At 61.5% G+C, this 25,352-nt stretch carries 21 protein-coding genes and 1 pseudogene; 8 read left to right on the forward strand and 14 right to left on the reverse strand.

What is annotated here, in order from left to right; all coding sequences use genetic code 11:
* The 3 genes from ACXRVY_RS00005 to ACXRVY_RS00015 form a co-directional block, all read right to left on the reverse strand.
* A partial coding sequence (locus ACXRVY_RS00005; RefSeq protein WP_458236945.1) for a metal-sensing transcriptional repressor occupies positions 1–173 on the reverse strand: 173 nt, incomplete at its 3' end.
* Positions 174–280: 107 nt separating this feature from the next.
* On the reverse strand, positions 281–784 hold the full coding sequence (locus ACXRVY_RS00010; protein WP_223461965.1) for an MEKHLA domain-containing protein: 504 nt from the start codon (positions 782–784) through the stop codon (positions 281–283).
* Between the two features lie 21 nt (positions 785–805).
* The gene (locus ACXRVY_RS00015; protein ID WP_223461967.1) at positions 806–1,144 is read right to left on the reverse strand and encodes an FKBP-type peptidyl-prolyl cis-trans isomerase; all 339 of its coding nucleotides are present in this window, start codon (positions 1,142–1,144) and stop codon (positions 806–808) included.
* Between the two features lie 216 nt (positions 1,145–1,360).
* Between ACXRVY_RS00015 and ACXRVY_RS00020 the strand changes: the two are divergent.
* The 3 genes and pseudogenes from ACXRVY_RS00020 to ACXRVY_RS00030 form a co-directional block, all read left to right on the forward strand.
* Positions 1,361–1,797: pseudogene (locus ACXRVY_RS00020) on the forward strand (diguanylate cyclase domain-containing protein); the annotation flags it as partial.
* Positions 1,798–2,017: 220 nt separating this feature from the next.
* The gene (locus ACXRVY_RS00025) at positions 2,018–3,826 is read left to right on the forward strand and encodes a monovalent cation:proton antiporter-2 (CPA2) family protein (protein WP_223461969.1); all 1,809 of its coding nucleotides are present in this window, start codon (positions 2,018–2,020) and stop codon (positions 3,824–3,826) included.
* 143 nt (positions 3,827–3,969) lie between these two features.
* On the forward strand, positions 3,970–5,067 hold the full coding sequence (locus ACXRVY_RS00030) for a DNA alkylation repair protein (RefSeq protein ID WP_223463751.1): 1,098 nt from the start codon (positions 3,970–3,972) through the stop codon (positions 5,065–5,067).
* A gap of 75 nt (positions 5,068–5,142) precedes the next feature.
* Here ACXRVY_RS00030 and ACXRVY_RS00035 read toward each other — a convergent pair whose 3' ends face one another.
* From ACXRVY_RS00035 to ACXRVY_RS00055, 5 genes are all read right to left on the reverse strand, one after another.
* Positions 5,143–5,976 (reverse strand): ABC transporter ATP-binding protein, encoded by an 834-nt coding sequence (locus ACXRVY_RS00035; protein WP_223460970.1) that lies wholly within the window; start codon positions 5,974–5,976, stop codon positions 5,143–5,145.
* The gene (locus ACXRVY_RS00040) at positions 5,964–6,767 is read right to left on the reverse strand and encodes an ABC transporter permease (RefSeq protein WP_007990681.1); all 804 of its coding nucleotides are present in this window, start codon (positions 6,765–6,767) and stop codon (positions 5,964–5,966) included. Before ACXRVY_RS00040 ends, ACXRVY_RS00035 begins: the two co-directional genes overlap by 13 nt.
* A gap of 8 nt (positions 6,768–6,775) precedes the next feature.
* Positions 6,776–7,762: an ABC transporter substrate-binding protein gene (locus ACXRVY_RS00045; RefSeq protein ID WP_223460967.1), complete on the reverse strand. Its 987-nt coding sequence runs from the start codon at positions 7,760–7,762 to the stop codon at positions 6,776–6,778.
* A gap of 397 nt (positions 7,763–8,159) precedes the next feature.
* Positions 8,160–9,530: an aspartate aminotransferase family protein gene (locus ACXRVY_RS00050; protein WP_223460965.1), complete on the reverse strand. Its 1,371-nt coding sequence runs from the start codon at positions 9,528–9,530 to the stop codon at positions 8,160–8,162.
* Between the two features lie 21 nt (positions 9,531–9,551).
* Positions 9,552–11,042 (reverse strand): aldehyde dehydrogenase, encoded by a 1,491-nt coding sequence (locus tag ACXRVY_RS00055; RefSeq protein ID WP_223460963.1) that lies wholly within the window; start codon positions 11,040–11,042, stop codon positions 9,552–9,554.
* A gap of 226 nt (positions 11,043–11,268) precedes the next feature.
* Here ACXRVY_RS00055 and ACXRVY_RS00060 point away from each other — a divergent pair, with 226 nt between their 5' ends.
* A complete protein-coding gene (locus ACXRVY_RS00060) occupies positions 11,269–12,198 on the forward strand; it encodes a LysR family transcriptional regulator (protein WP_223460961.1) in 930 nt (309 codons plus the stop codon).
* A 9-nt stretch (positions 12,199–12,207) separates the two neighbouring features.
* Here the strand turns inward: ACXRVY_RS00060 and hrpB are convergent, their stop codons facing one another.
* Complete coding sequence (gene hrpB, locus ACXRVY_RS00065) at positions 12,208–14,724, reverse strand: ATP-dependent helicase HrpB (protein ID WP_458236938.1); 2,517 nt, start codon at positions 14,722–14,724, stop codon at positions 12,208–12,210.
* 361 nt (positions 14,725–15,085) lie between these two features.
* Between hrpB and ACXRVY_RS00070 the strand changes: the two genes are divergently transcribed.
* Positions 15,086–15,505 (forward strand): hypothetical protein, encoded by a 420-nt coding sequence (locus ACXRVY_RS00070; RefSeq protein ID WP_007990667.1) that lies wholly within the window; start codon positions 15,086–15,088, stop codon positions 15,503–15,505.
* Between the two features lie 41 nt (positions 15,506–15,546).
* Positions 15,547–16,443: a cation diffusion facilitator family transporter gene (locus tag ACXRVY_RS00075; protein WP_223460957.1), complete on the forward strand. Its 897-nt coding sequence runs from the start codon at positions 15,547–15,549 to the stop codon at positions 16,441–16,443.
* Here the strand turns inward: ACXRVY_RS00075 and ACXRVY_RS00080 are convergent.
* Entirely contained in the window at positions 16,437–17,474 is a 1,038-nt protein-coding gene (locus ACXRVY_RS00080; RefSeq protein ID WP_223460954.1) for a DUF6515 family protein, read from the reverse strand. The two genes, ACXRVY_RS00075 and ACXRVY_RS00080, sit on opposite strands and share 7 nt — an antisense overlap.
* A 450-nt stretch (positions 17,475–17,924) precedes the next feature.
* On the opposite strand from ACXRVY_RS00080, the gene ACXRVY_RS00085 reads away from it, so the two are divergent.
* Complete coding sequence (locus tag ACXRVY_RS00085) at positions 17,925–18,404, forward strand: Lrp/AsnC family transcriptional regulator (protein ID WP_007937367.1); 480 nt, start codon at positions 17,925–17,927, stop codon at positions 18,402–18,404.
* A 214-nt stretch (positions 18,405–18,618) separates the two neighbouring features.
* Complete coding sequence (locus ACXRVY_RS00090) at positions 18,619–18,828, forward strand: DUF2788 domain-containing protein (protein ID WP_003228500.1); 210 nt, start codon at positions 18,619–18,621, stop codon at positions 18,826–18,828.
* Here ACXRVY_RS00090 and ACXRVY_RS00095 read toward each other — a convergent pair.
* From ACXRVY_RS00095 to ACXRVY_RS00110, 4 genes are all read right to left on the reverse strand, one after another.
* On the reverse strand, positions 18,823–19,458 hold the full coding sequence (locus ACXRVY_RS00095; protein ID WP_223460952.1) for a pseudouridine synthase: 636 nt from the start codon (positions 19,456–19,458) through the stop codon (positions 18,823–18,825). The genes ACXRVY_RS00090 and ACXRVY_RS00095 overlap by 6 nt on opposite strands.
* A gap of 71 nt (positions 19,459–19,529) precedes the next feature.
* Positions 19,530–21,029 carry an AMP nucleosidase gene (gene amn / locus ACXRVY_RS00100; protein ID WP_223460950.1) on the reverse strand — a complete coding sequence of 500 codons (1,500 nt, stop codon included), beginning with the start codon at positions 21,027–21,029 and terminating at the stop codon, positions 19,530–19,532.
* A 183-nt stretch (positions 21,030–21,212) separates the two neighbouring features.
* A complete protein-coding gene (locus tag ACXRVY_RS00105) occupies positions 21,213–22,862 on the reverse strand; it encodes an acyl-CoA dehydrogenase family protein (protein WP_223460947.1) in 1,650 nt (549 codons plus the stop codon).
* Positions 22,863–22,936: 74 nt separating this feature from the next.
* A complete protein-coding gene (locus ACXRVY_RS00110; protein ID WP_223460945.1) occupies positions 22,937–25,321 on the reverse strand; it encodes a hybrid sensor histidine kinase/response regulator in 2,385 nt (794 codons plus the stop codon).
* Positions 25,322–25,352 lie beyond the last annotated feature (31 nt).

Consider the following 25,352-nt stretch of genomic DNA (forward strand, 5'->3'; position numbering starts at 1 on the left):
TCGATGAACTGCTCCAGCAGACCATTGACCGCGCCCCGGATCGCAGCAACCAGATGCAGGGTCTTGGCGCAATCGGCATCGGACTCGAGCGCTCGCTCCACGGCTTCCACCTGTCCGGCAATCCGTCTTACCCGCTTGATCAAGTCATCTTTGTGTTCGTGAATGTGCGACATACCTATACCCCCTACCTCTATATGGCGTGTATGGTCGTCGATAGAGCGGAGCCTGGCAAGGCACAATCCGATGACAGGCAGGCCTGGCGGGTCAGCGACTTTCCCAGCTAGTTGGCCGTTAAAGGCCTGGGTTCAACTCCCAACTGCCCGATCCGTCCTGCATCCGGCCAGAACAACGCCGCCTGCCCCACCCGCGCACCGTGTTGATCGATGAGCGTCCACACCTTGCCTTCATGAATCATGAAGGCATTACCTTGCCGATCCACCCGATAGCCACTGTAACCGTGAGCAATGCCATTGGCGGTGACCTGCTCCAGCAGGGTCTGACGCACCGCGCGGTCCAGTGGCGAGGCGCTGAAGCGTGACGGCATGCCCAGAAATTCCGGGCGCGGGTACTTGAAGCAGGCCAGCGCCTGTTCGTTGGCGTAGAAAAAAAGAGGGTCGTCTTCAGCGCCATGGGCCAGCAAACTGTAGGGCGCGTGGGTGTGCAGCCAGTGCAGGCGTTCCAGCCCGGTCAGCGATTCCGGAGCTGGCAGGTGTTTACCGGTCCAGTGCCGATAAGACTGGTCCAGCAGTTCGATGGCTGTAGCGTATTCGTTGATTAGCGGCATGGGCCTCCCAGGCAATCGCGGTCAGTCATCCCGCGTCAGCACTTCCAGCAATTCAATTTCGAAGATCAGGTTCGAATTCGGCGTGATCTTGCCCATGGTGCGTTCGCCATAGGCCAGATGCGCCGGCACCAGCAACTTGCGCTTGCCGCCGACCTGCATGCCCAGGATACCCAAGTCCCAGCCCTTGATGACCCGCCCGGTGCCAATCACGCACTGGAAGGGTTTACCACGGCTATAGGAAGAATCGAATTCGGTCCCGTCCTCCAGCCAGCCACGGTACTGGGTGGTGATCAGTGCGCCTTTGATGGCGGCTTTTCCGTCACCTACTTGCAGATCGATTACCTGAAGCTCGTCATTCATTGAATTCACTCGTATGCTCACTCGCCCTCAAGGGCCTGACGGGCGCCGTTTTCCCAGATTTGCCCTCGATTGGCAACCATTGCCACCTCCCGCGCGACGTTTAAAGCTGTTTGCTGAACTAAAATAATCAACAATTACCCGTACGGTTCACCGCCCTGATGGCCATCCCCGAATGATCCTGCTATGGACCAGCGTCATCCTTGGTTCAACGACGCTCATCCTGATCCTCGCGCTGAAAACCACGACGAGGAATACCGCGTGGTCTGGTCCGACGGCACCATCCGCTGGCTGCGGGAAACCGGCAACGTGGTCAAGAACGACCGCGACGAAACGATCAAGATGATGGGCGTGGTGCGCGACATCACCGAAGAAAAGGCCTCGGCCAACTACCTCAAGTACCTGGCCCATTACGACCCGTTGACCGGCCTGCCCAATCGCCTGGTGCTCGAAGAGCGCCTGTCCGAAGCGCTGGAGCTGGCGCGCACCAGTGCCACATCGGCACCAKCCTTGGCGTCGCGGTGTTTCCCGATCACGCACCGAGCATCGACCGCCTGCTGCACATTGCCGACCTGGCGATGTATGAGGCCAAGCGCRGCGGGAACAATCAGTATCGGCTGGGCACCGAGAGCGTGGTGTGGGCACATAGCGAATAACGCTTCGGCGGCGGGTGCCCATCGCGAGCAAGCTCGCTCCCACAGTGATTTGTGCTGTACACAGTATTTGCGTACGACCAAAAAACATTGTGGGAGCGAGCCTGCTCGCGAAGGCGGCGGCACAACTGCATGGATGTAACTGAAAGCCCACGGTAGATCTTCACAGAGCCCAGCCTTTATCCTTGGCGCCCCCGTTGTGTCGAGTTCTGGAGTTTCGCCCATGCCCCATGAAGGCAACCTGCTACAAGCCGCTGTCGTATTTCTGATGGCGGCCGTGCTCATCGTTCCATTGGCCAAGCGCCTGCAACTGGGGGCGGTTCTGGGTTATCTGTTTGCCGGGGTGATCATCGGCCCGTCGGTGCTGGGCCTGATCGACAACCCGCAAAGCGTCGCGAACATTTCCGAACTCGGCGTGGTGTTGCTGTTGTTCATCATCGGCCTGGAGCTGTCGCCGCGACGCCTGTGGGTGATGCGCAAATCAGTGTTTGGCGTAGGTTTGGCGCAAGTGTTGTTGACCGGCACGGTGATTGGCGTGGTGGCGCTGTGGCTGTTTGGCCAGCCATTGAACACCGCGATCGTCCTCGGCCTCGGGCTGGCGCTGTCATCCACGGCATTCGGCCTGCAAAGCCTGGCTGAACGCAAGGAACTGACCAGCCCCCACGGGCGGCTGGCGTTCGCGATCCTGTTGTTTCAGGACATCGCCGCGATTCCGTTGATCGCCATGGTGCCATTGCTGGCCGGCGGCGATCACCGCACCACCGCCAGCGAAGACCTGAACCACGGCCTGCAAGTGCTGTTCAGCATCGCGGTGGTGGTGATCGGCGGGCGTTATCTGCTGCGGCCGGTGTTTCGTGTGGTGGCCAAAACCGCGCTGCCAGAGGTTTCCACCGCCACGGCGTTGCTGGTGGTGATCGGCACGGCATGGCTGATGGAACTGGCTGGAATTTCCATGGCCCTGGGCGCATTCCTCGCCGGCCTGCTGCTGGCGGATTCCGAGTATCGCCATGAACTGGAAGCCCAGATCGAGCCTTTCAAAGGCCTGTTGCTGGGGCTGTTTTTCATCAGCGTCGGCATGGGTGCGAACCTGAGCCTGTTGCTGAGCATGCCGATCTCGGTGCTGGGCCTGACCCTGATGCTGATCGCGATCAAACTGCCGCTGCTGTTTATTGTCGGTCGCCTGGCCGGTGGCTTGAAGAAGGTCAGTGCGATCCGCCTGGGTATCGTGCTTGCGGCCGGTGGTGAATTTGCCTTTGTGGTGTTCAAGATCGGTCGCGATCATGGGCTGTTCGCCGCAGAACTGTATGACTTGCTGGTGTTGACCATCACCCTGTCCATGGCCGTGACGCCGCTGTTGCTGCTGGTGTGCGCGCGCTTGGTCAGCCCGAAAGTGCAACCGGTGGAAGTACCGGAGAAGTTCCGCGAAATCGACGCCGACGCGCCACGGGTGGTGATCGCCGGTATGGGTCGCATGGGCCAGATCATTGCGCGGATTCTGCGTGCGCAGAACATCAAGTTCGTGGCCCTCGACACCTCGGTGGAAACCATCGAACTGTCTCGCAGCTTCGGTGGCGTGCCGGTCTTCTACGGCGACCCGATGCGCCCGGAAATCCTCAACGCGGCCAAGGTCGGGGAAGCCGAGTATTTCGTGATCGCCACCGACGACCCGGACACCAATATCAAGACCGCCGAACTGGTGCGCAAGCTCTACCCGCACATGAAAATCATCGCCCGTGCCCGTAACCGCCAGCATGTGCACCGGCTAATGGACGTCGGCGCTCACGCCGTGCGCGAAACCTATTATTCGAGCCTGGAAATGAGCCGGCAAACCCTGATCGGCCTGGGATTGACCCAGGCCCAGGCGGATGCGCGGATCAAACGCTTCAAGCAGCACGACGAAGAGGTGCTTGAAGCCCAGCATGCGGTGTATGACGACGCGGTGAAAGTGCTGCAGACGGCGCAGGAAGCGCGGGCGGAACTGGCCAGGTTATTCGAGTCGGATCAACTGCAAGAGCAAGCGGGCACAAAATGAGGTGAATTTGAGGGCCTCATCGCGAGCAGGCTCGCTCCTACACTGGATCTTTGTCGCTTATACGCTCTTCTGTAGGAGCGAGCCTGCTCGCGATGAACGATGACGCGGTGTGATGGATCAACAACAATCGCCAAGGAGCCACCATGGCTGACAAACCCTCTCCGGCCCTCAAGGAAATCTTCAACACCGAGCGCCTCCAGCACATCGCGAGCGAAATGACCGCGGTCTATCCGCCCTTCGAGGCCAGGCGTTTCCTGAAGCTGGCCCAATCCGGCCTGGCTGACCTCAGCGTCATGCAGCGCATGGCCCGGGTCAGCGAATGCCTGCACGCGGTGTTGCCGCTGGACTATGAAGCGTCGCTGGGGGTGCTGCGCGCCCTCGCCCCGCGCCTCAACAGCGGCTTCGTCAGCATGTGCCTGCCGCACTATGTCGCCAGCTACGGCGTCCATGCGTTCGATCAGTCGATGGACGCACTGAAGTACTTCACCGCCTTCGGCTCCTCGGAATTCGCAATCCGTCACTTTCTGCGCAGCGACCTCGAACGCTCACTCAAGTTGATGCACGACTGGTCACTGGACGACAACGAGCATGTGCGGCGCCTGGCCAGCGAAGGCTGTCGGCCACGCCTGCCCTGGTCATTCCGGCTGGAGCCCATCCAGACCGATCCGACACTGGCCGCGAACATCCTCGACAACCTCAAGGCCGACAACAGCCTGTACGTGCGCAAGTCCGTCGCCAACCACCTCAACGACATCACCAAGGATCACCCCGACTGGGTGCTGGACCTGATCGAAGGCTGGTCGCTGGACAACAGGCACACCGCATGGATCGCCAGACACGCCCTGCGTAGCCTGATCAAACAGGGCAACCGGCGGGCACTGGCGATCATCGGCGCGGGCGGCAAGCCTGAGGTCGAGATCGTTGATGTAAAAGTCGAACCGCCGGTGATTGGTCTGGGAGAAAAGATCACCCTGTCGTTTGCCGTCAAATCCACCGTTCAAAGCAGCCAACGCCTGGTGATCGACTACGCCATCGATTACGTCAAGGCCAACGGCAGCACCTCGGCGAAGGTATTCAAACTCAAGGCGCTGACGCTGCCGGGCAATGCCGTCGAAGCCGTCAGCCGTGGTCAGCAGATCAAGGAACTCACCACCCGCCGGCATTATGCGGGGCGCCACGCGGTGCATATCATGGTCAATGGTGAAAGGCTGGCCAGTACCACATTCGAGATTGTTGCTTGAACCTCGGGATGGATATTGGATGTGCCGCCGCCATCGCGAGCAAGCTCGCTCCCACAAGGTCTGTGTATGCCCGACTTAATGCACCTCCTCCAGATCATCATGCAGCAGCCCGAAGATCTCGCGTTTCATCTCGATGAACGAGCGCTCCATGACCATGTCCAGGTTGCGTGGACGCTCGATCGGCACATCCAATATCTGCTTGATCCGGCCAGGTCTGGCGCCCATGACGTAGACCCGGTCACCCAGCAGAATCGCCTCGTCGATATCGTGGGTCACGAACAACACGGTCTTCTTGCTGTTGCCCCACACCCGCAGCAACAACTGCTGCATTTGCAGGCGCGTCTGGCTGTCGAGGGCGCCGAAGGGTTCGTCCATCAGCAGGATCTGTGGATCGTTGGCCAACGCCCGGGCAATCGCCACGCGTTGCATCATCCCACCCGACAACTGCTTGGCGTAGTTGTCGGCAAAGCCGCTCAGGCCCACCTCATTGACGTAGTAATCGACGATGTCCTTGCGTTGCGCCGCTGGCATGCCGCGCCGCTTGAGGCCGAACTCGACGTTCTGGCGCACGGTCAGCCACGGGAACAGCGTGTAGCTCTGGAACACCATGCCGCGATCCGCACCGGGGCCTTCCACCTGTTGGCCGCCGACGTAAATTTCGCCCGAGGTCGGTTCGGCCAGGCCGGCGGTGAGGTACAGCAGACTCGACTTGCCGCAGCCCGAAGGCCCCACCAGTACAGCGAATTGCTGGTCCGGCACCTCGAACGACACTTCCTCCAACGCGGTAAAGGTACCGCCATCGGGTTTCTTGTAACGCAGGCTGACCTTGTCCACTTGCAGCCGAGGCGCGTTCACCTGGGCAGCCTGAGGGGCGACAAAACGATGAGTGGCGGCGGTTACTGAGCCCATGCGGTAATCCTCAGGCGTAGGAAACGGAACAGTTGATCGGTGACCAGGCCCAGCAGGCCGATGATCGCGATGGCGAGGAAAATCACATCCACCTGGAAGCCACGCATGGCCTTGAGGCTCAGGTAACCCAGGCCACTGGAAGCGGCGACCAGTTCAGCCACCACCAGGTAAGTCCAGGCCCAGCCCATGGTCACGCGCAGGGTGTCGAGCACACCCGGCAGTGACGCCGGGGCGATCACATGCAGCACCGCGTCACGACGGTTCGAACCGAGGGTATAGGAGGCGTTGATCAGGTCCTTGGAGATGCCTTTGGACACGTCCGCGATCATCACCAGTTGCTGGAAGAACACGCCGAAAATGATCACCGACACCCGCTGCTCCAGACCGATGCCGATCCACAGGATGAACAGCGGCACGAACGAGGTCACCGGCAGGTAACGAATGAAATTCACCAGCGGCTCAAGAAAGGCCTGGACGATGCGGAAGCTGCCCATCAGCAAACCCAGCGGCACTGCCACCAGGGACGACACGATGAAGCCGACCATCACCACTTCGACGCTGGCCCACACATGCTGGCCGAGTGTGCCGTCGCGACCGAGGCGCACAGCGGCCTCGACCACCGCACCCGGCGTCGGCAGGAACATGCCCGGCACCACGCCACCGTAGGACAAGCCGGCCCACAGGCCGACCAACAGCACCCAGGCAAGACCGCTCGCGCTCCAGATCACCGAGACCGGCAGACCGGTCTTGGGCGTGATGCAGCGGCTCAGCCATGAATTGCGCTTGAACATGCAGCCTCCTAGAGCGGGGTGACGAAGCGGTTGTCGATGAGGTCGTCATTGCTGACGTTGTAGGGCTTGCCTTGCAGCTCGCTGGCGGTCTCGTTGGCCAGTTTGATCAGCGGTGCGCTGTCACCCGGTTTGCCCGGCGAGCCCAGGAGTTTTTCGCTCATGGCCTGATCGTAGAAACGCACGCCCTGGGCGGCGGCTTCCAGCTCCTTCGGATCGGCCAGGTAACCGCCAACGCCCTTGGCCATGATTTTGTAGGCTTCCTGTGGATGATCCTTGGTGTACTGCACGGCTTTGTACAAACCGGCCACCAGAGCCTTGACGTCTTCCGGCTGCTTTTCGATCACGGTGCAGTTCAGTGCGACCACGTCGACGATCACCCCCGGTGTGCTGCTGCTGTCGATCAGCACCTTGCCCTGCTGCTTGTCGCGAACCATCGACAGGTGCGGCTCCCAGGTCACGGCAGCCGGTACGCGACCGGCGATGAACGCGGTGGCGGCGTCGTCGGCCGTCATGTTCTGCACGGTGATGTCGCTCATGCTCATGCCGTGTTTTTTCAGCAGATACGAGAGCCAGAACTGCGAGGTCGAACCTTCGTTGACCGCAACGGCCTTGCCCTTGAGCTCCTGCAGGCTCTTGACGTCCTTGCCTACCAGCACGCCGTCGCCACCATGGCTGTCATCCAGCGCGGCCACGGCCTTGAAGCAGAATTGCGGACGGTACTTGAGCACCTCGTCGATGGTCGACGCCGAGCCGGACAACTCACCAGAAGCTTGCGCGGCCATGTACATCGCCGCTTCCTCGACCACCGGCAACTCGACGGTCAAACCGTTTTCCTTGAAGTAGCCAAGGTCCTGGGCCAGGTACAGGGTGCCGTAGCCGACCCAGGTGGTATGACCGATGGACAGGGTGCCGGCCTGGGCGCTAGTGGCGACCGTCGCGGCGATGGCGGTGACCGCCAGTGGATGGGCAACGCGGGTAAGCAAGGACTTGATCATGGAGCACTCCCAAAGCTGTTGATTTAGTTTTGTCATGGGCAGTACGGCCAGTGGCCCTGAAGCAGCTGCGGCCTGTGGTCTCTGATGGACCCTTTGGTGTGCAGCATTGGGCTGGCTGGGGAGATCGATGTTGGCCCAAGGGCGGGATTAGGAAAATGAGGAAATATGTGGATGCGAACGATGAAAAAACTCGTTAGCGCGCACTGCTAAAGGGCGCTGTGGGCGGGGATGCCCGAGGTGGGTGCAAGACTTGAGAAGTATGTTGATTCGACAAAAGCAATCGCGAGCAGGCTCGCTCCTACAGGGGTCTATGTCGCCCTCATTACCGATGATCGACACAAATCCAATGTAGGAGCGAGCCTGCTCGCGATAAGGTCCGCAGGACCTTCCAGCAAGATCAGAGCCGGCCGTATTCCTGCGCCGTTCGATCCACCGCTTTCAAGGTCTTGCCGATCAGTTCATCAATCTCTTCACGGCTGGCAATCAAGGCCGGCGCCATGATCATCCGGCCCAGTGTGGAGCGAATGATCACGCCCTCCTCAAAACCAATCGTACGGCAGCGCCAGGCGATGTCGTTCTCGTTGGCGAAACGCTTGCGGCTGTTTTTGTCTTCGGCCAGTTGCAGCGCCGCGACCATGCCGGTGCCCTGGATATCGCCCACCAGCGGGTGCTTGCCGAACACTTCGCGCAGGCACTGTTGCAGGTACGGACCAATGTCATCCTTGACCCGCGTCACCACGCCTTCATCACGTAGCGCCTTGAGGTTGGCAATCGCCACCGCCGCCGCCACCGGATGCCCGGAATAGGTCAGGCCGTGGGCAAACACGCCGCCCTGTTCCACCAGCACCGAGGCCATTTTTTTCGACAGGATCAAGCCGCCCATGGGAATGTAGCCCGAGGTCAGCCCCTTGGCGATGGACAGGGTGTCCGGCTCGAAACCGAAGTACTCGTGGGCGAACCATTCGCCGGTACGACCGAAGCCGCCGATCACTTCATCGGCGCACAGCAGCACGTCGTACTTGCGGCAGATGCGCTGGATTTCCGGCCAGTAGCTTTCGGGCGGGAAGATCATCCCGCCCGCGCCCTGGAACGGTTCGGCGATGAAGCCTGCGACCTTGTCGGCACCCAGTTCGAGAATCTTCGCTTCCAATTGCCGGGCCGCACGCAGACCGAATTCGGCCGGCGTCAGGTTGCCTTCGTGGGCGAAGAAGTACGGCTCGTCGATGTGCTCGATGTCTGGAATCATGCCGCCCATTTCGTGCATGAATTTCATGCCGCCCAGCGCCGTCGCGGCCAGGGTCGAACCGTGGTATCCGTTCCAGCGGCCGATCATGATTTTCTTCTCGGGCTTGCCGAGCACCTGCCAATAGCGACGCACCGTGCGGATCAACACCTCGTTGGCTTCGGAGCCGGAGTTGGTGTAGATCGCGTGGCTGTAGTGACCCGGCAGCAGGCTGAACAGCAGCTCGGACAGCTCGATCACCTGCGGGTGGGTGGTGTGGAAAAACATGTTGTAGTACGGCAGCTGTTCCAGCTGCCGGCTCGCCGCGGCGGCCAGGTCCTTGCGCCCATAACCGAGGTTGGTGCACCACAGCCCGGACATGCCGTCGAGGTAACGCCGGCCATCGTTGTCCCACAGGTGCAGGCGCTCGCCACGGACCATCACCCGTGGCCCCTCGTCGTTGAGGGCTTTCTGATCGACGAACGCATGAATGTGGTGCGCAGCGTCGGCGGCCTGGTAGTCGCGGGTGTCACGTGGTGTGGTCATCGCCAGTTCTCCGTTTTGTTATCAGCGCAATTGAAACCAGGTGGTCTTCAACTGGGTGTATTTATCGAATGAATGCAGGGACAAGTCGCGGCCGAAACCCGACTGCTTGCCACCGCCAAAAGGCACGGTCACGTCCAGTGCGTCGACGCTATTGACCGACACCGTTCCGGCCCGCAATTGTCGCGCCACACGGTGGGCGCGATTGAGGTCGTCGGTCCACAGCGAGGCCGCCAAGCCGTAGACGCTGTCGTTGGCCAAGTGCAAGGCGTGGGCCTCATCGTCGAATGGCGTAATCGCCAGCACCGGGCCAAACACTTCATCGCGAAACAGCGGCATATCCGGGGTCACACCGGTGAAAATCGTCGGCTGGATGAAGTTGTCCGAGCCGTTGAAAATCGACTGCCGACCGCCACAGATCCTGGTCGCGCCTTGCTGTTCGGCCTGCTGGATAAACTTCATGATGCGCGCGGTCTGACGGCTGTCGACGATGGCTCCGGCGGCGCTCGACGGGTCCAGCGGATCCCCCGGCAACCAGCGCTCGGCCTGGGCCTTGAGGCAGTCGACGAACTCGTCATGAATCGAGCGTTGCACCAGCAATCGCGAGTTGGCCGAGCAGACTTCGCCCTGATTGAAGAAGATGCCGAATGCGGCTTTCTCGGCCGCCAGATCCAGGTCCTGGCAATCGGCGAACACCAGGTTGGCGCTCTTGCCGCCGCACTCCAGCCACACCTGCTTGAGGTTCGACTGGGCCGAGTACTGCATGAAATATTTGCCGACTTCGGTGGAGCCGGTGAACACCAGGCAATCGACGTCCGGGTGCAGGCCCAGAGCCTTGCCGGTCTGCTCGCCGAGGCCCGGCAGCACGTTGAGTACACCTGGAGGAAGACCCGCCTCCAGCGCCAGCTCAGCCAGACGCAGGGCGGAAAACGGCGACTGCTCGGCCGGTTTGAGGATCACCGAGTTGCCGGCGGCCAGGGCCGGCGCGAGTTTCCACGCCGCCATGTCCAGGGGGAAATTCCACGGCACCACGGCCGCCACCACGCCGAGGGCTTCGCGGGTGATGGTCGCCAGCACGTTCTGCGCGCTCGGCGCGACCTGATCGTAGAGTTTGTCGAGGCTTTCGGCGTACCAGCGCAACACCCCAGCGGCACCCGGCACGTCGATGTTGTAGGCATCGGCGACTGGTTTACCCATGTTCAGTGAATCGAGCAGTGCCAGCTCTTCACGGTTTTCGAGGATCAAGTCGGCCAGGCGCAACAGCACTTGCTTGCGTTCGGTCGGTGAGCGCGCCGCCCAGGTGCCCGCCTCGAAGACCTGCCGCGCATTACGCACCGCCGCATTCACGTCTTCTTCGCCGCAAGCGGCAACGTTGGCCAGGCATTGCCCGGTAGCGGGGTTGATCGCGGCGAAAGTCTGCCCCGACTGCGCCGCACGGCGCTGGCCGTTGATCACAGCCTGGTCGGGAAACCGCAGGGAAGCGGCCTTGCGTTGCCAATACTCAAGCTCGAACACGTTCAGATGCTCCAGAGGACATTCTTGTGTATTGGATAGTCGCTCAGGCCCAAGCAGTGGAAAACCAGTAAAAATGTGTTCGCAGGCCAAGAAAAAACTACGTAGCCAATCTCCCTTCTGGTGCAGCATGTGGTTATTGTTCAACCACAACAAATCGCTGCCCGAGCGGATAGGGGTGGCGCGCAAATTGCCCGGATGCCTGATCCGTTCTCCCCCGAGGTTTGCTGTGGCTGCCTACAATCTGCGTCAACTGAAATATTTCATCACCACTGTCGAATGCGGCAGCGTCGCCGAGGCCTCGCGCAAGCTGTACATCGCCCAGCCTTCGATCTCCACGGCCATCAAAGGGCTGGAAGACAGCTTCGGTGTGCAACTGCTGATCCGCCATCACGCCCAGGGCGTGTCGTTGACCCCCAGCGGTGCGCGCTTCTATCGCAAGGCCCAGGAACTGTTGCGCATGGCCAGGGAGTTCGAACAAAACGCCCTGGCCGATAACGACGTGGTCTCCGGGCAGATTGATATTGGCTGCTTCGAAACCGTCGCGCCGCTGTACCTGCCGCAATTGATCGCCGGGTTTTCGGCGTTGTACCCGGGGGTGGAAATCCGCATCCGCGACGGCGAGCAGCAAGAGCTGGTGCAGGGCCTGACTTCTGGTGCCTTCGATCTGGCGATCCTTTACGAGCACGATCTGGACGGCACCATCGAAACCGAACCGCTGATGCCGGCGCAACGACCTTACGCATTACTACCGGCGGATCACCGCTTTGCCCAACAGGCACAAGTGTCGCTGCGGGATCTGTGCCTGGAGCCGATGATTCTTCTGGACGTGCAGCCGAGCCGGACCTACTTCGTCAGTCTGTTCGATGAGCTCGGACTGACCCCACGCATCGCCTTCAGCTCGCCATCCATCGAGATGGTGCGCGGCATGGTTGGCCAGGGCTTTGGTTTTTCGATTCTGGTGACCAAGCCGCACTCGGAGTGCACCTACGACGGGCAGAAAGTGGTGTGCGTGGACATCGCCGAAGACGTCACCGGTTCGGGGCTGGTGGCGGCATGGCTCAAGCGTGGGCAACTGACCAAGCCGGCGCAGTTGTTCGCGGACTATTGCCGCGAACAACTCACGGCGAAATCCGAAAGATCAACCCAGACCTCATAGGAGCTGCGATTACTTGCGCGGTTTGATCCGCGCAGTCGCCTCCGCCACCAGCGGATCATCCGGCCAGTAATGCTTCGGATAACGCCCCTTCAGATCCTTCTTCACCTCGGCGTAGGTGCTGCGCCAGAAATTGGCCAGGTCCTGGGTCACCTGCACCKGCCGCCGCGCCGGTGACAGCAGATGCAGCTTGACCACCTGCCGGCCCCCGGCGATGCGCGGGGTTTCCGCCAGGCCGAACAACTCCTGCAAACGCACCGCCAGAATCGGCGGCTGTTCGCTGTAGTCCAGACGAATCGACGAGCCCGACGGCACACTCAAATGATGCGGCGCCAGTTCGTCAAGCCGTTGCGGCAGCGGCCACGGCAGCAGGTTGTGGACGATGCTCGACAGGTCCAGATTGGCGAAGTGGCTGAGTCGCGAAACCTTGCCCAGATACGGCATCAGCCAGTGCTCCAGACTCTTGAGCAACGCCGCGTCGCTGACGTCCGGCCATTCGCTCTCGCCTTTACCGGCGAGGTCCAGTTGCCGCAACAAGGCGACCCGCGCCTGCCACTGACGCAGCTCCGGGGTCCACGGCAACAGCTCCAGGCCTTTGCGCCGCACCAGGTTCACCAGCGCCTGGCTGCGGGCGGCTTCGTCGAGGCCTGTCAGTGGCTCGCGGCTGAGGATCAGCTCGCCAACCTTGCGCTGACGCTCTGCCCGCAGCACCCCTTCACGTTCATCCCAATCCAGTTGATCGACGCAGCGCACCTGCTCGGCCAGCACTGAATCGAACAGCGCCGGATCGAAGTCCGTCGCCAGATAAATCCGCTCCTCACGCTGGCCCTGGCGACTGCCCAGATCGGCGATTACCAGCCACGGTTGCTTCATCAGGCTGTCGGCCTCGGCGAACAGTGCGGCACGTCCGTTGGCCAAACGATATTCCGCACCACCGGCGCGCCGTTGTTGGGCGACGCGGTCGGGATAGGCCAGCGCCAGCAACGCGCCGAGCCAGCGCGGGTGATCCGGATCGCTGACCGGCTCCGTCGCTTTGCCCCGCAGATAACCACGATACTGCCGCGCCAGTTGCCGTGCGCGCTGCACGCCCCCCTGAGCACCGCGTGCAGCGCGCTCTTCACCCGACAACAGCACCAGTCGGCTGTGCAGGTCCGCCCCGGAGCCGCGCAAGATATCGCGCTCACCGAGCAGCGCGGCGACGTCGCAGGCCATGTCCGCCAGACCCAGCGCCTGGCCGCGCAACAGCAAATGCGCAATGCGTGGATGCGCCGGCAGTTCGGCCATGGCCTGGCCGTGACGGGTCAGCGCTTCACCCTCCAGCGCCCCCAGGCGTTCGAGCAGGTCCTGGGCCTGTGCATAAGCGGCGGCTGGCGGCACGTCGAGCCACACCAGTTGCCCCGGTGTCACGCCCCAGCGTCCCAGTTGCAAGGCCAACCCGGCGAGGTCCGCCGAAAGGATTTCCGCACTGCCGTAGGCCGCCAGTTGCTCGTGCTGGTCCTGGGACCACAAGCGATAACACACGCCCGGCTCCAGTCGCCCGGCCCGGCCCGCACGCTGGGTCGCACTGGCCTTGGAAATCCGTTGCGTGTCGAGACGGGTCATGCCGCTGCCGGGGTCGAAACGCGGCACCCGCGCCAGCCCGGCATCGATCACCACGCGCACGCCGTTGATGGTCAAACTGGTTTCGGCGATATTGGTGGCCAGCACCACTTTGCGCTTGCCCGCCGGTGCCGGATCAATCGCTGCACGTTGCGCGGCCAGGTCCAGTTCACCGTGCAACGGGCACAACAGAACCTGTGGATTATCGCCCAACGCATCCGCCAGTTGCTGATGCACACGCCGGATTTCCGCCTGCCCCGGCAGGAACACCAGCACGCTGCCGGTCTCGTCGTTCAAGGCTTCAAGGATGGTCTGCACCAGACGCGGCTCGATGAATTCACCGGCCTGGAACGGCCGCCCCCAACGCATCGCCACCGGGAACATGCGCCCTTCGCTGCGCAGGATCGGCGCGTCGTCGAGCAACCCGGACAAACGTTCGCCTTCGAGCGTGGCCGACATCAAGAGGATTTTCAGCKGCTGATCGTCCCGGAACAGCTCCCTGCCATTAAGGCTCAGGGCCAAGGCCAGATCAGCGTCGAGGCTGCGTTCGTGAAATTCATCGAAGATCAGCAGGCCCACGCCTTCCAGCGCCGGATCATCCTGCAAACGCCGGGTGAGGATGCCTTCGGTGACCACTTCGATGCGGGTGTTGGGGCCGACCTTGCTGTCGAGACGAATGCGATAACCCACGGTCTCGCCGACCTTCTCCCCCAGCTCACTGGCCAGCCGCTCCGCCGCTGCACGCGCGGCCAACCGACGGGGTTCGAGCATCAGGATAGTCTGCCCGGCCAGCCACGGCTCGTTGAGCAAGGCCAAAGGCACACGGGTGGTCTTACCGGCACCGGGCGGCGCTTCGAGCACGGCTTCGTGGCGTGTAGCGAGGGCTTCACGCAGGGCGGGTAAAACTTCATCGATCGGCAAAGAAATCATGCTGGCTCCCCAGGGCGTGCCCACAGTAAATTGCGAGTCGCGTTGAAGCTGTGGGCGTGCCAGGCAAGGCGCGGGACGCAGGTAAGGGTCGTTTCCTTACCAAGTTCCGCAACGCAGCATGGCGCGTCCACAGCTTCAGCCCGGAGGGCCGAACCCCGATTACAAGTGTCAGCCGTTACGCGTTGTTGAACTGAAAAAAACAACGTCCATCCTCAACTATCTCTGTAGGGGTGAGACGCGGCCGCAATTTACTGTGGGCACGCCCTGCCAGCGCGAGTATAACGGCGAACTGCGTGGCGTTAATCACGGTCCTAATTCATACCGACGACGTTTCGTTTCGAGATTACCCAGGAGATTTCATATGCGTGCTCCCTTTCGCCTGATTGGCGGTGTTCTGGTCGCAACCTTGCTGACTCAAGTGACCGCCTGCGGATCGATCTTCTACCCCGATCGCCGTGGCCAGATCGAAGGCAAGATCGACCCGGCCATCGCCGCGCTCGACGCCGTTGGCCTGCTGTTCTACATCATCCCCGGCCTGATCGCGTTTGCCGTGGACTTCGCCACCGGCGCGATTTACTTCGAACCGGGCAAGACCGCCCAGGTCGACCCGCAAAAACTCAAGGACGCCATCGGCCCCGACGGCAAAGTCGATAACCGCAAGTTACAGACTATTCTGGAAAGCGAACTGGGCCGCAGCTTCCCGCTGGACGATCCACGCCTGATCCAGAGCAAAGGCAGCACTCAGCAACTGGCGATGTTCGGCCTGCAACCCGCCGCATAATCCCTGCGCGCAAAAGGACTCTTCAAGTAACGATGGCCACTATGACCTCCAGCTCCGAACACGCCCGCCTGCTGCGGCTGGCGACCCGTGCCTCGGTGGCGGTGGCGTGCACCCTGATCGTCGCCAAAGCCATTGCCTGGTGGCTGAGCGGCTCGGTGAGCATGCTCGCCGGGCTCACCGACTCGGCACTCGACGGCGTCACCTCATTGCTCAACCTGCTGGCGGTGCATTACGCCCTGCGTCCGGCCGACGACGATCATCGCTACGGCCACGGCAAGGCCGAGTCGTTGTCGGGCATGGCCCAGGCGTTGTTCATTGGCGGCAGTGCGGTACTGATTGCAATGCAGGCCTTTGATCGGCTGAAACATCCCGAACCGGTCGGCGCGCCGTGGATCAGCATCGGTGTGATTGTGTTCTCGCTCGCCCTGACCCTGGCCTTGCTGATGTTGCAACATCGGGTGGTCAAGGCTACCGGCTCCAACGCGGTGCGTGCCGACTCGCTGCATTACCGTTCGGACATGTTGCTCAACGGCAGCATTCTGCTGGCGCTGGTACTGGCCGGGTTTGGCTGGGATCAGGTCGACGCCTGGTTTGGCCTGGGCATCGCCGCTTATATCTTTTGGAGCGCAGTGCGGATCGCCCGGGAGAGTTTTGCGGTGTTGATGGATGAAGAACTGCCGCCGGATGTCAGCCAGCACATGCTGGAATTGGCGTGCAGCGTACCCGGTGTGTTGGGTGCCCATGACTTGCGTACGCGGATCTCCGGCAACCAGTGGTTTGTGCAGTTGCATCTGGAGTTGCCGGGGGAACTGACGCTGTCAGTCGCCCACGGCATCAGCGATCAGGCTGCCGCGGCCATTCACAACGCCTACCCACGCGCCGAAGTGCTGGTGCACGCCGACCCGCGGGAAGTGGTGAAAGCCGCCCGGGCTCAGTAATTCACCTGATAACCGCGACTGCTCAGGCAGTTGCCCTGGGCCTGTCGGTAGGCTTGCACCACCGACGGGTCTGGCTGGTAGGTAGCGGTTCGTGGATCGAAACCACTCTGCTGCACCGCGTATTGATAACACTCGTAGCCATCCCGACCGACCTGCTCCGTCGACTGACCGTTGGCCGGATACGCCTCCACGTCATAACCATTGCTGCCGGCCGGTGGTTCGCCAACCTGCGGCTCGACCACGACGTAGTCCTGAGTGCTTTCCTCATAGGCGTAATACGAACCGGCCGCAAGGAACAGCAGTGCCCCGCCGATGAACACTTGCTGGGCGTAATCGGGCAGGTATCTGACGCGAATCCCGCGCGGTGGCTTCACCACTTCATAGCGCGGGCCGAGCGGGCGATACCAGTAACCGCCGGAATAGTAGTAATCCATGCCACGGTAAGGCACGCGCAAGTGGCGTTCGGGGAAGCGGTCGATCATCTGGCCGGGGCGATACCTGGGACCTGGCCCCCAGCCGTTACCGTATCCACTCGAGCGCCCCTGCATGTGATTGTCATAGGACGGTGCGACTGTGTAGCCATTCCAGCGCTGGTTGTAGTTATTGCGACGCGGCTGGTCCTGGTAGTAACCACGCTGCGGCTGCTGGGTCTGGCGCACGGTGTCGGGACGGGGCTGGATCGGCATGTCAGTGGCCGGCAACTGCGGCGGTGGTGGTGGCGAGCGAACCCGGCTGTTGAAATCCGGCACTGGACGGTTCTGCCACTGGCCGTTGTTCTGATGCTGATTCTGGCCGTTGTGCTCGTCGTGGCGGTTGTCGTTGTTCTGCGCACGGGGCTCGTTCTGCGGCTGGCTGATTTGCGGGCGCGGCTGGTTGTTGCCCCCATGGCCCTGATTGTCACCCTGATGCCCGCCCTGGCCGTGTTGCCCGCCATCACGGTCATGGTTTTGTGGCTCATCGGCCATCGTTTGCGCGGTGACACTGACACACAGCAAACCAACGCCGGCCAAACGCCAGATGCGCGACTTCATGCTTTTCCTCATTGCGTGCTAGGGCCTGTACATAAGACTGGGAAAGCAGTGGCCGGTTCTGCTACAGGTTATCTGTCACGCAACTTATTTATTGAGGGCCGCGCTTTAATTCACGGCAGCAAATTCCACGCAAGAAAAAGGGGAGACCCGTCGGCCTCCCCTTAGAGAACTTCGTCCTGGCTCGACGCTTGTGGCGCCGGCTCACCTCACGCCGTCTTCTGGACAGTGTGTAGCTCGGGGGCCGGCACATCCCCGGTGGGGGTGGCGACCGCGGCGGGCCTGATTGGGCGAGCCGCACTGGACTGTTTGTCCGAGCAGTGATTCTGGTGATAAGAATAGGCCGGGAGCGCCGGCAGAGGATTGCGAAGATTGCTGAATTAAACATCACTTGCGCAATTTTTAACCACGGATACATAATCCTCCGCAATAGTTACGACAAAGGACCGTTTGATGAGCAAGCTCGACCGTTACGACCTGAGTATTTTGGCGGAATTGCAGCGCGACGCACGCATCTCCAACCAGGAGCTGGCCGAACGCATCGGCCTGTCGCCTTCGCCATGCTCGCGGCGGGTCAAGCAACTGGAAGACGACGGCTACATTTCCCGCCAGGTTGCCCTGCTCGACCGTAAAATGCTCGGCCTGAGCCTGACGGCCTACGTACTGATCGGCATGGACCGTCACACGCCGGAGCGTTTCGAAAACTTCGAAGCGGCCATCCGCACCCTGCCCCAAGTGCTCGAATGCAGCCTGGTGACCGGAATGGATGCCGACTATCAACTCAAGGTCGTGGTGCCGGACATGGATCACTACCAGAAACTGCTGCTGGGACATCTGACGCGGATTGAAGGGGTGACCAGCGTGCGTTCGAGTTTTGTGTTGAACCAGGTGTTGAACAGCACCGAACTACCTTTGACTCATCTGCGTAGCTGAGGGACCCATCGCGGGCAAGCCACGCTCCCACAGGTTTTGTGTTGACCGCACTATCGCGATCCATACAAAACCTGTGGGAGCGAGCTTGCTCGCGATAGGGCCGGCACAGGCGACGAATGACTGCGACACACCGACGCAGGTCAATACAGCGCGAACCCGCGCAGGCGTATACTGCCCCGCGCCCTTTTAGCCACGCCCGCGCTGGAGATGTTCGATGGATCCTGCCGTTTTCGAAGAGTGGATGATGACCGGTCTGGTCAGCATCCTGATCATTTTCATGGGTTTCATCGTCTGGGATCTGGCGAAGAAGTCCAAGGCCGGGCGCTTCGGCTCGTTCATTCTGTTTTTCGTGTTGGGCCTGGGCGTAGCGGCGTTCATCATCAAGAGCGTGGTGATCGGCCTGATCGAATCCGGCGCCTTATAAGCGCGCCGGTACTTCTTTCCACTGGCCCTGATCGAGCCCTTCGATCGTCCAGTCACCGATTCTGACCCGTACCAGGCGCAACGTCGGCAAACCCACCGCAGCGGTCATGCGCCGCACCTGGCGGTTGCGCCCTTCGCGAATCACCAACTCCAGCCAACTGGTCGGCACGCTTTTACGAAAGCGCACCGGCGGATTGCGCGGCCACAACTCGGGTTCGTCCAGTTGCCGCGCCTCGGCGGGCAAGGTCATGCCGTCATTCAACTCGACGCCGTCACGCAAGCGCTGCAACTGTTCGGCGCTCGGTTCACCCTCGACCTGTACCCAATAGGTCTTGGCCAGCTTATGTTTCGGGTCGGCGATCCGCGCCTGAAGCTGACCGTCGTTGGTCAGCAGCAACAAGCCTTCGCTGTCGCGATCCAGCCGTCCCGCCGGATAGATGCCCGGTACTTCGATGTAATCCTTGAGGGTCGCGCGCCCTTCGCCGTCGCTGAATTGCGTCAGCACATCGAAGGGTTTGTTGAACAGGATCAGTTTCGGCTCGGTCGGCGGTGCCTTGGCGACACGGCGCGGGGCTGAAGCAGAGGGTTTCACGCCAGGGCGGCGGGAAACGGGGCGTTGAGGACGGGACATGGCAAAGAGAGCATCTAACGGTCAGGGCTCACTATGCTAGTGGCCTGACCGTCAAATGACCATGATAACGATCAGCGGAACGGCGGCTCGTCAAAGCTGCGCAGTTTGCGCGAGTGCAGCGAGTTGAGCTCTGTGCGCAACAGATCTACAGCCTCGATACCAATCTTCAAGTGCTGGCTGACCGCGCGCTCATAGAAGGCGTTGGCCGAGCCCGGCAGCTTGATTTCGCTGTGCAGCGGTTTGTCCGAGACACACAGCAACGTGCCGTACGGCACCCGCAAACGATAACCCTGGGCAGCGATGGTGCCGCTTTCCATGTCCACCGCCACGGCACGGGACAGGTTGATCAGCGGCCGTTCCTGGGCCCAGCGCAGTTCCCAGTTACGGTCGTCGTAGGTCAGCACGGTGCCGGTACGCAGGCGCTTCTTCAGTTCGTCGCCCTTCTCGCCGGTGATGTTCGCCGCCGCCTGCTGAAGCGCGAGCTGCACTTCGGCCAATGCCGGAATCGGAATGTTCGGCGGCACCACCCGGTCGAGAATCCCGTCGCGCCGCATGTAGGCGTGGGCCAGCACGTAATCGCCAATGGTCTGCGACTGACGCAGGCCGCCGCAGTGGCCGATCATCAGCCAGCAATGCGGGCGCAGCACGGCCAGGTGGTCGGTGATGTTCTTGGCGTTGGACGGGCCGACACCGATGTTGACCAGGGTCACACCGTGGCCGTCACTGGCGATCAGGTGATAGGCCGGCATCTGGTAGCGGTGCCAGACCACACCGGCAGCAATTGCCGCGGCTTCGTCGTGGTCCATGCTTTTTTCGATGATCACGTTGCCCGGCAGGACCATGCGCACAAAACGCGGGTCTGTGCGCAGTTGCTCCAGGCCATGAACGATGAATTGGTCGACGTAGCGGTGATAGTTGGTCAGCAGAATCCACGGCTGCACATGCCGCCAGTCGCTGCCGGTGTAATGCACCAGCCGGCGCAGGGAAAAATCCACCCGGGCGGCATCGAACAGGGCCAGTGGCAGCGGATCGGTGTTTTCCCAATCGTACAAACCGTCTGCAATGCCGTCGGTCGCCGCCGACAGGTCAGTGCTCGGGAACACCCGCGCCAGCACGGCGGCAGTGACGCCGGAGCCAGCCAGTTCATCGCCCTGCTCGACCACATACGGATACGGGATGTTCTGCTGGCTGACACCGACCTCCACTGTCACGGTGAAGTCGTGCATCAGCGGAACGAGCTGTTCCAGCAGGTATTTACGGAAAGCCGACGGATGAGTGACGGTGACGCTGTAAGTGCCCGGCAACTGAACCTTGGCGTAAGCGCGAGTGGTCTGCGGGACTTCGCCCTGGCATAGGTAGGTCAAGCGCAATTCGGGATAGCGGAACATCGAGCGCTGTTCGGCATCGGGCTCGACGCGGTCCTTGAGGTAGCGCTTGAGCGCCTGGCTCAGCGCGGTGGTTGCACGATTGTGCAAGAGTGCAAGCCGGTCCACGGCTTGCTCGGCGGTTTGAACCACAATAAAAGCTTCGGTCACGATCAGCATCCTGTGTTCTGACTTGCAGACCTTCATCTTGCCTGCATCGTCGCTTCACGGGAACAGTGGCGTGTTGGCAATGCATCATTGCGGTATACACAGAACAACTGTAGGAGCGACGGTGCGGCGATCCGACCTGCTCGCGATAGCGGTGTATCAGCCAACACAAATGTTGAATGTTACTCCGTCATCGCGAGCAGGCTCGCTCCTACAGGTTCTCTACAGTGCTTGCGGGGTCGAGCGAGCGACAATGGCTTCCACGTCCAGGCCGCGTGGCAATGCGCCGTACACTCGGCCACCACCATCCAGACGGCTGGCAATAAACGCATCACTGACCACCACATTCCCGGCTTCCAGCAACAACTTCGCCTGCAACCCCAAGGCGATGTCCTCCGTCAACTGCCGGGCACGGTACTGAATGTCGCTGGTGTCCTTGAAGGCCGCCTGCAATTGATTGATATGCGCAGCCAGGCGCTTGTCGCCATGGCCATCGCCCAACTCGCTGAACAACGCATCGAGCACGCCCGGCTCTTTCGACAGGGCACGCAGCACGTCCAGGCACTGCACGTTGCCGGAACCTTCCCAGGTCGAATTCACTGGCGCTTCGCGGTAGAGGCGCGGCAGGATGCTGTCTTCGACATAACCGGCACCGCCCATGCATTCAGCGGCTTCGTTGATCATCCCGGGGGCACGTTTGCAGATCCAGTACTTGCCCACCGCCGTCACCAGCCGGGCGAATTTCGCTTCCTGCGAATCATCCAGATGATCCAGCGCCCGCCCCATGCGCAGACTCAAGGCCAGGGCGGCTTCGCTTTCCAGAGCCAGATCCGCCAGCACGTTCTGCATCAACGGCTGCTCGCTGAGCAGTTTGCCGCCAACCGAACGGTGAGCGCAGTGATGACTGGCCTGGGTTAGCGCCTGGCGCATCAGAGAACTGGAGCCGACCATGCAATCGAAGCGGGTCATGGCGACCATTTCGATGATCGTTGGAACACCCCGGCCCTCTTCACCGACCATCCACGCCAGTGCGCCACGGAACTCCACTTCGCTGGAAGCGTTGGAGCAGTTGCCGAGCTTGTTCTTCAGGCGCTGGATGTAGAACTGATTGCGCGTGTCGTCCGGACGATGGCGCGGCAACAGGAAACAGGTCAGGCCCTTGTCGGTCTGCGCCAGGGTCAGGAAGGCGTCGCACATCGGCGCCGAACAAAACCACTTGTGCCCCACCAGCTCATAGGCCTGGCCCGGACCGCTGGCACCGACCGGATACGCCTTGGTCGTATTGGCCCGCACATCGGTGCCGCCCTGTTTCTCGGTCATGGCCATGCCGATGGTGACCCCGGCCTTGTGGGCCATGCCGACGTTGCGCGGGTCGTATTCGGTAGCGAGGATTTTCGGCAGCCACTTTTCCGCCAGGTCCGGTTGCAGGCGCATGGCTGGAACGCTGGCGAAAGTCATGGTCAGCGGGCAGCCGCTGCCGGCTTCGGCCTGGCTGTGCAGATACGACATGCTAGCGCGGGCAACATGGGCGCCGTCCTGCGGGTGCGCCCAGGGCAGCGAGGTGAGGCCGTGCTCGACCGCCGTGCGCATCAATTGGTGATAGGCCGGATGAAATTCCACCAGGTCGATGCGATGACCAAACCGGTCATGGCTGTTGAACACCGGCTTGTTCTGATTGGCCAGGAACCCGGCTTCCATCAACGGGCCACCGGCCAGCGCGCCGTAGGCGTCGATCCGCGATTCGGCCCAACCGGCCCCGAACCGCCGCGACCATTCCTGCAACGGCAAGTCGATGCGGTACAGGTTGGCGCCGTCCAGTGACGGTGGCTGGTTGGTGACTTCGTGGGTTTCGGCGAACTGATGCAGGTTCATGACAGGGCTCCTTTGGTCGGCCAAGGGACTTCAGTTAAGCACCGCCCCTCGGCCGATCAAAGTGTCATATCCGCCTAACTGTCGGCGCTTTCACCCTGTTGCGAGCAGAGCACGCGGCGGTAGAGGGCGGCCTGCAAGTCTTCGAATTTCACCGGTTTGTTCAAGTGATCAATTACCGCGCCGGTCGGGCAGCGCTCACGGTCGCCGCCCAGGGCCATCATGAACAGCGGCAGTTCGGCATAACCGGGTAACGCGCGGATCTGGCAGCACACCGGCTCACCGCCCTGCAGCGGCAACTGACAATCGACCAGTACCGCGTCAAACACTTCGCGCTGCAAGAGATCGAGTGCAACATCGGCTCCGTCGGCCGTACGTACGCGAAAGCCCAGCTTGAGCAACATGCCGCGCATCACCAACTGGCTGATACTGTTGTCATCCACCAACAGCACGGCACAATCCTGAGGCAAGCGCAGGCGCGGAAAATCCCGGGGCATCAACGGCATCACCGGACGTTCGGCCACCGGCAGCCCGACTTCCACATCCAGCTGAAACCGGCTGCCGCGTCCTGGCTCGGTGCGATGCGTCAGGCGTCCACCCAGCAATTCGACCAACTGTCGGCAAATCGCCAGGCCAACACCCAGGCCACCGTACTCACGGGTCATCGAGCCATCGAGCTGGAAGAACCGTTGATACATCGTGGCCTCCCCCAAATCAGTGAAGCCAATGCCCGTATCGATCACCGCAAAGGTCAACGCCAGCCGGTCGGGCTCAATGGCCTTGCCGGTCACCCGCAGGGCCAGGCCGCCGATCCTGGTGAACTTGATGGCATTATCCAGCAGACATTCCAGGCACTGCGCAATCTTGACGTTGTCGCCGTGCAAACGATCCGGCACACCTGGCGCGACATCGACCTTGAAGTCCAGCGACTTGCTTGATGCGTTGCCCTCGAACTGCATGCGCAATGCCTCGACCATGCCGCGCAAGCTGAAGGTGTCGGCCGAGGCCTTGAGTTTGCCGGCCTGCAGTTCGGTGAGGGTGAGGATGCCGTTGACCATGCGCATCATGTCCCGCGCCGATCCCGCAGCCGTCAGCTGATACTGCTCGAGCTCCGGGTCCATTTCGACCGTCTGCATCAGCTCCAGCGAACCGATCACGCCGTTCATCGGCGTGCGCAGTTCGTGGGTCAGGGTGGCAAGGAACTCGTCCTTGAGCTTGTTACTGCAAGCCAGTTGCTGGTTGAGCACTTCAAGCTTCTGGCTGGCGTCGAACAGGGTTTGTGCCTGCTGCTCGCGCATGTCGTTGATGCGGTCGGCCAGTGCCAGGGACAGCAACGCCACTTCGATGGCCGAGCCGATCTGGCTGGAATACATGGTCAGGAACACGTTCGGCAGGTAGCCCAGCACCATTAGCGTATTGACGATGCCGCCGAGCAAAAACGCCGACCAGGCAATAATGAAATACCGCGCCACCCGCAGGCCCCGCAGCCAGGCAAAGATCCCGGCGGCAAAAATCACCACGGTGAACGTCAGCGCCAGCGCCGTGGCCAGCCGCAGGGCCAGGGCGTAACTGCTCATCAACGACAGTCCGACCACCAGCGCACCGAACGCAACCAGCGCCTGCAACAAGCGGTCAAGCCAGCGACTGTGGGTAGCCATTTGCAGGAAACTGCGGGCGAACTGACTGCCGAACAAACCCGCACAGCCGATGAAAAACGGCGTCGCGGCGTTGGCCCACCAAGGGTTGTCCGGCCAGAAATACTGCACAGCCGCACCGTTTACCGACAGCTGATACAAGCCGAACGAGGCGATATAGAAGATGTAGTAGAGGTAACTGGTGTCGCGCACGCTGAGGTAGATGAACAGGTTGTAGACCAGCATCCCCAGCAGCACGCCGTAGATCAGCCCCAATACGTAGAGGCGCACAGGCTGATCTTCGAGGTAGGCGGTGCTCGACCACAAGGTTACCGGTGCCTGGATCGAACCTTCGCTTTGCAATCGCAAGAATACGGTTTCGGCCTGGTCAGGTTTGAACGTCAGGTCGAACAAATAGTTGTTCTGACGAATCTCGCGGCTGGCGAACGGCAAGGCATCGCCGGTCTGCCTGACCAACTGATAGTTGCCGGCCGCATCGGGCAAATAGAGATCGAGATGATCGAGGGGCGGATAGGCCAATTCCAGCAGCCAGGTCCGTTGCGCCGCCGGATTGGCCGGACGGAAATGCAGGTCGATTTTCAGCCAGAATACCGAACGCGAGTACCCGGCGTTGAGCGTGTCTTTTTGGTGCGATTTGAAGTTGCCGGCCGCCGCTTGCGCACGGATATCCGCGATGGTCGCCTGACCACCTGCGTCCTCGTAGACCTGCAGGGTTCGGCCCAAGGGGAGGCTTTGAGTGAACTCATCGAACTCGACGGCGTTTGCCAGGAGGGGCAAACACAACAGCAACATCAGCAAATAGTGCATTGAAGCCCCAGCGTGGCCTGTCCGGTTCTGT

This window comes from Pseudomonas sp. P5_A2_2, assembly GCF_054177685.1.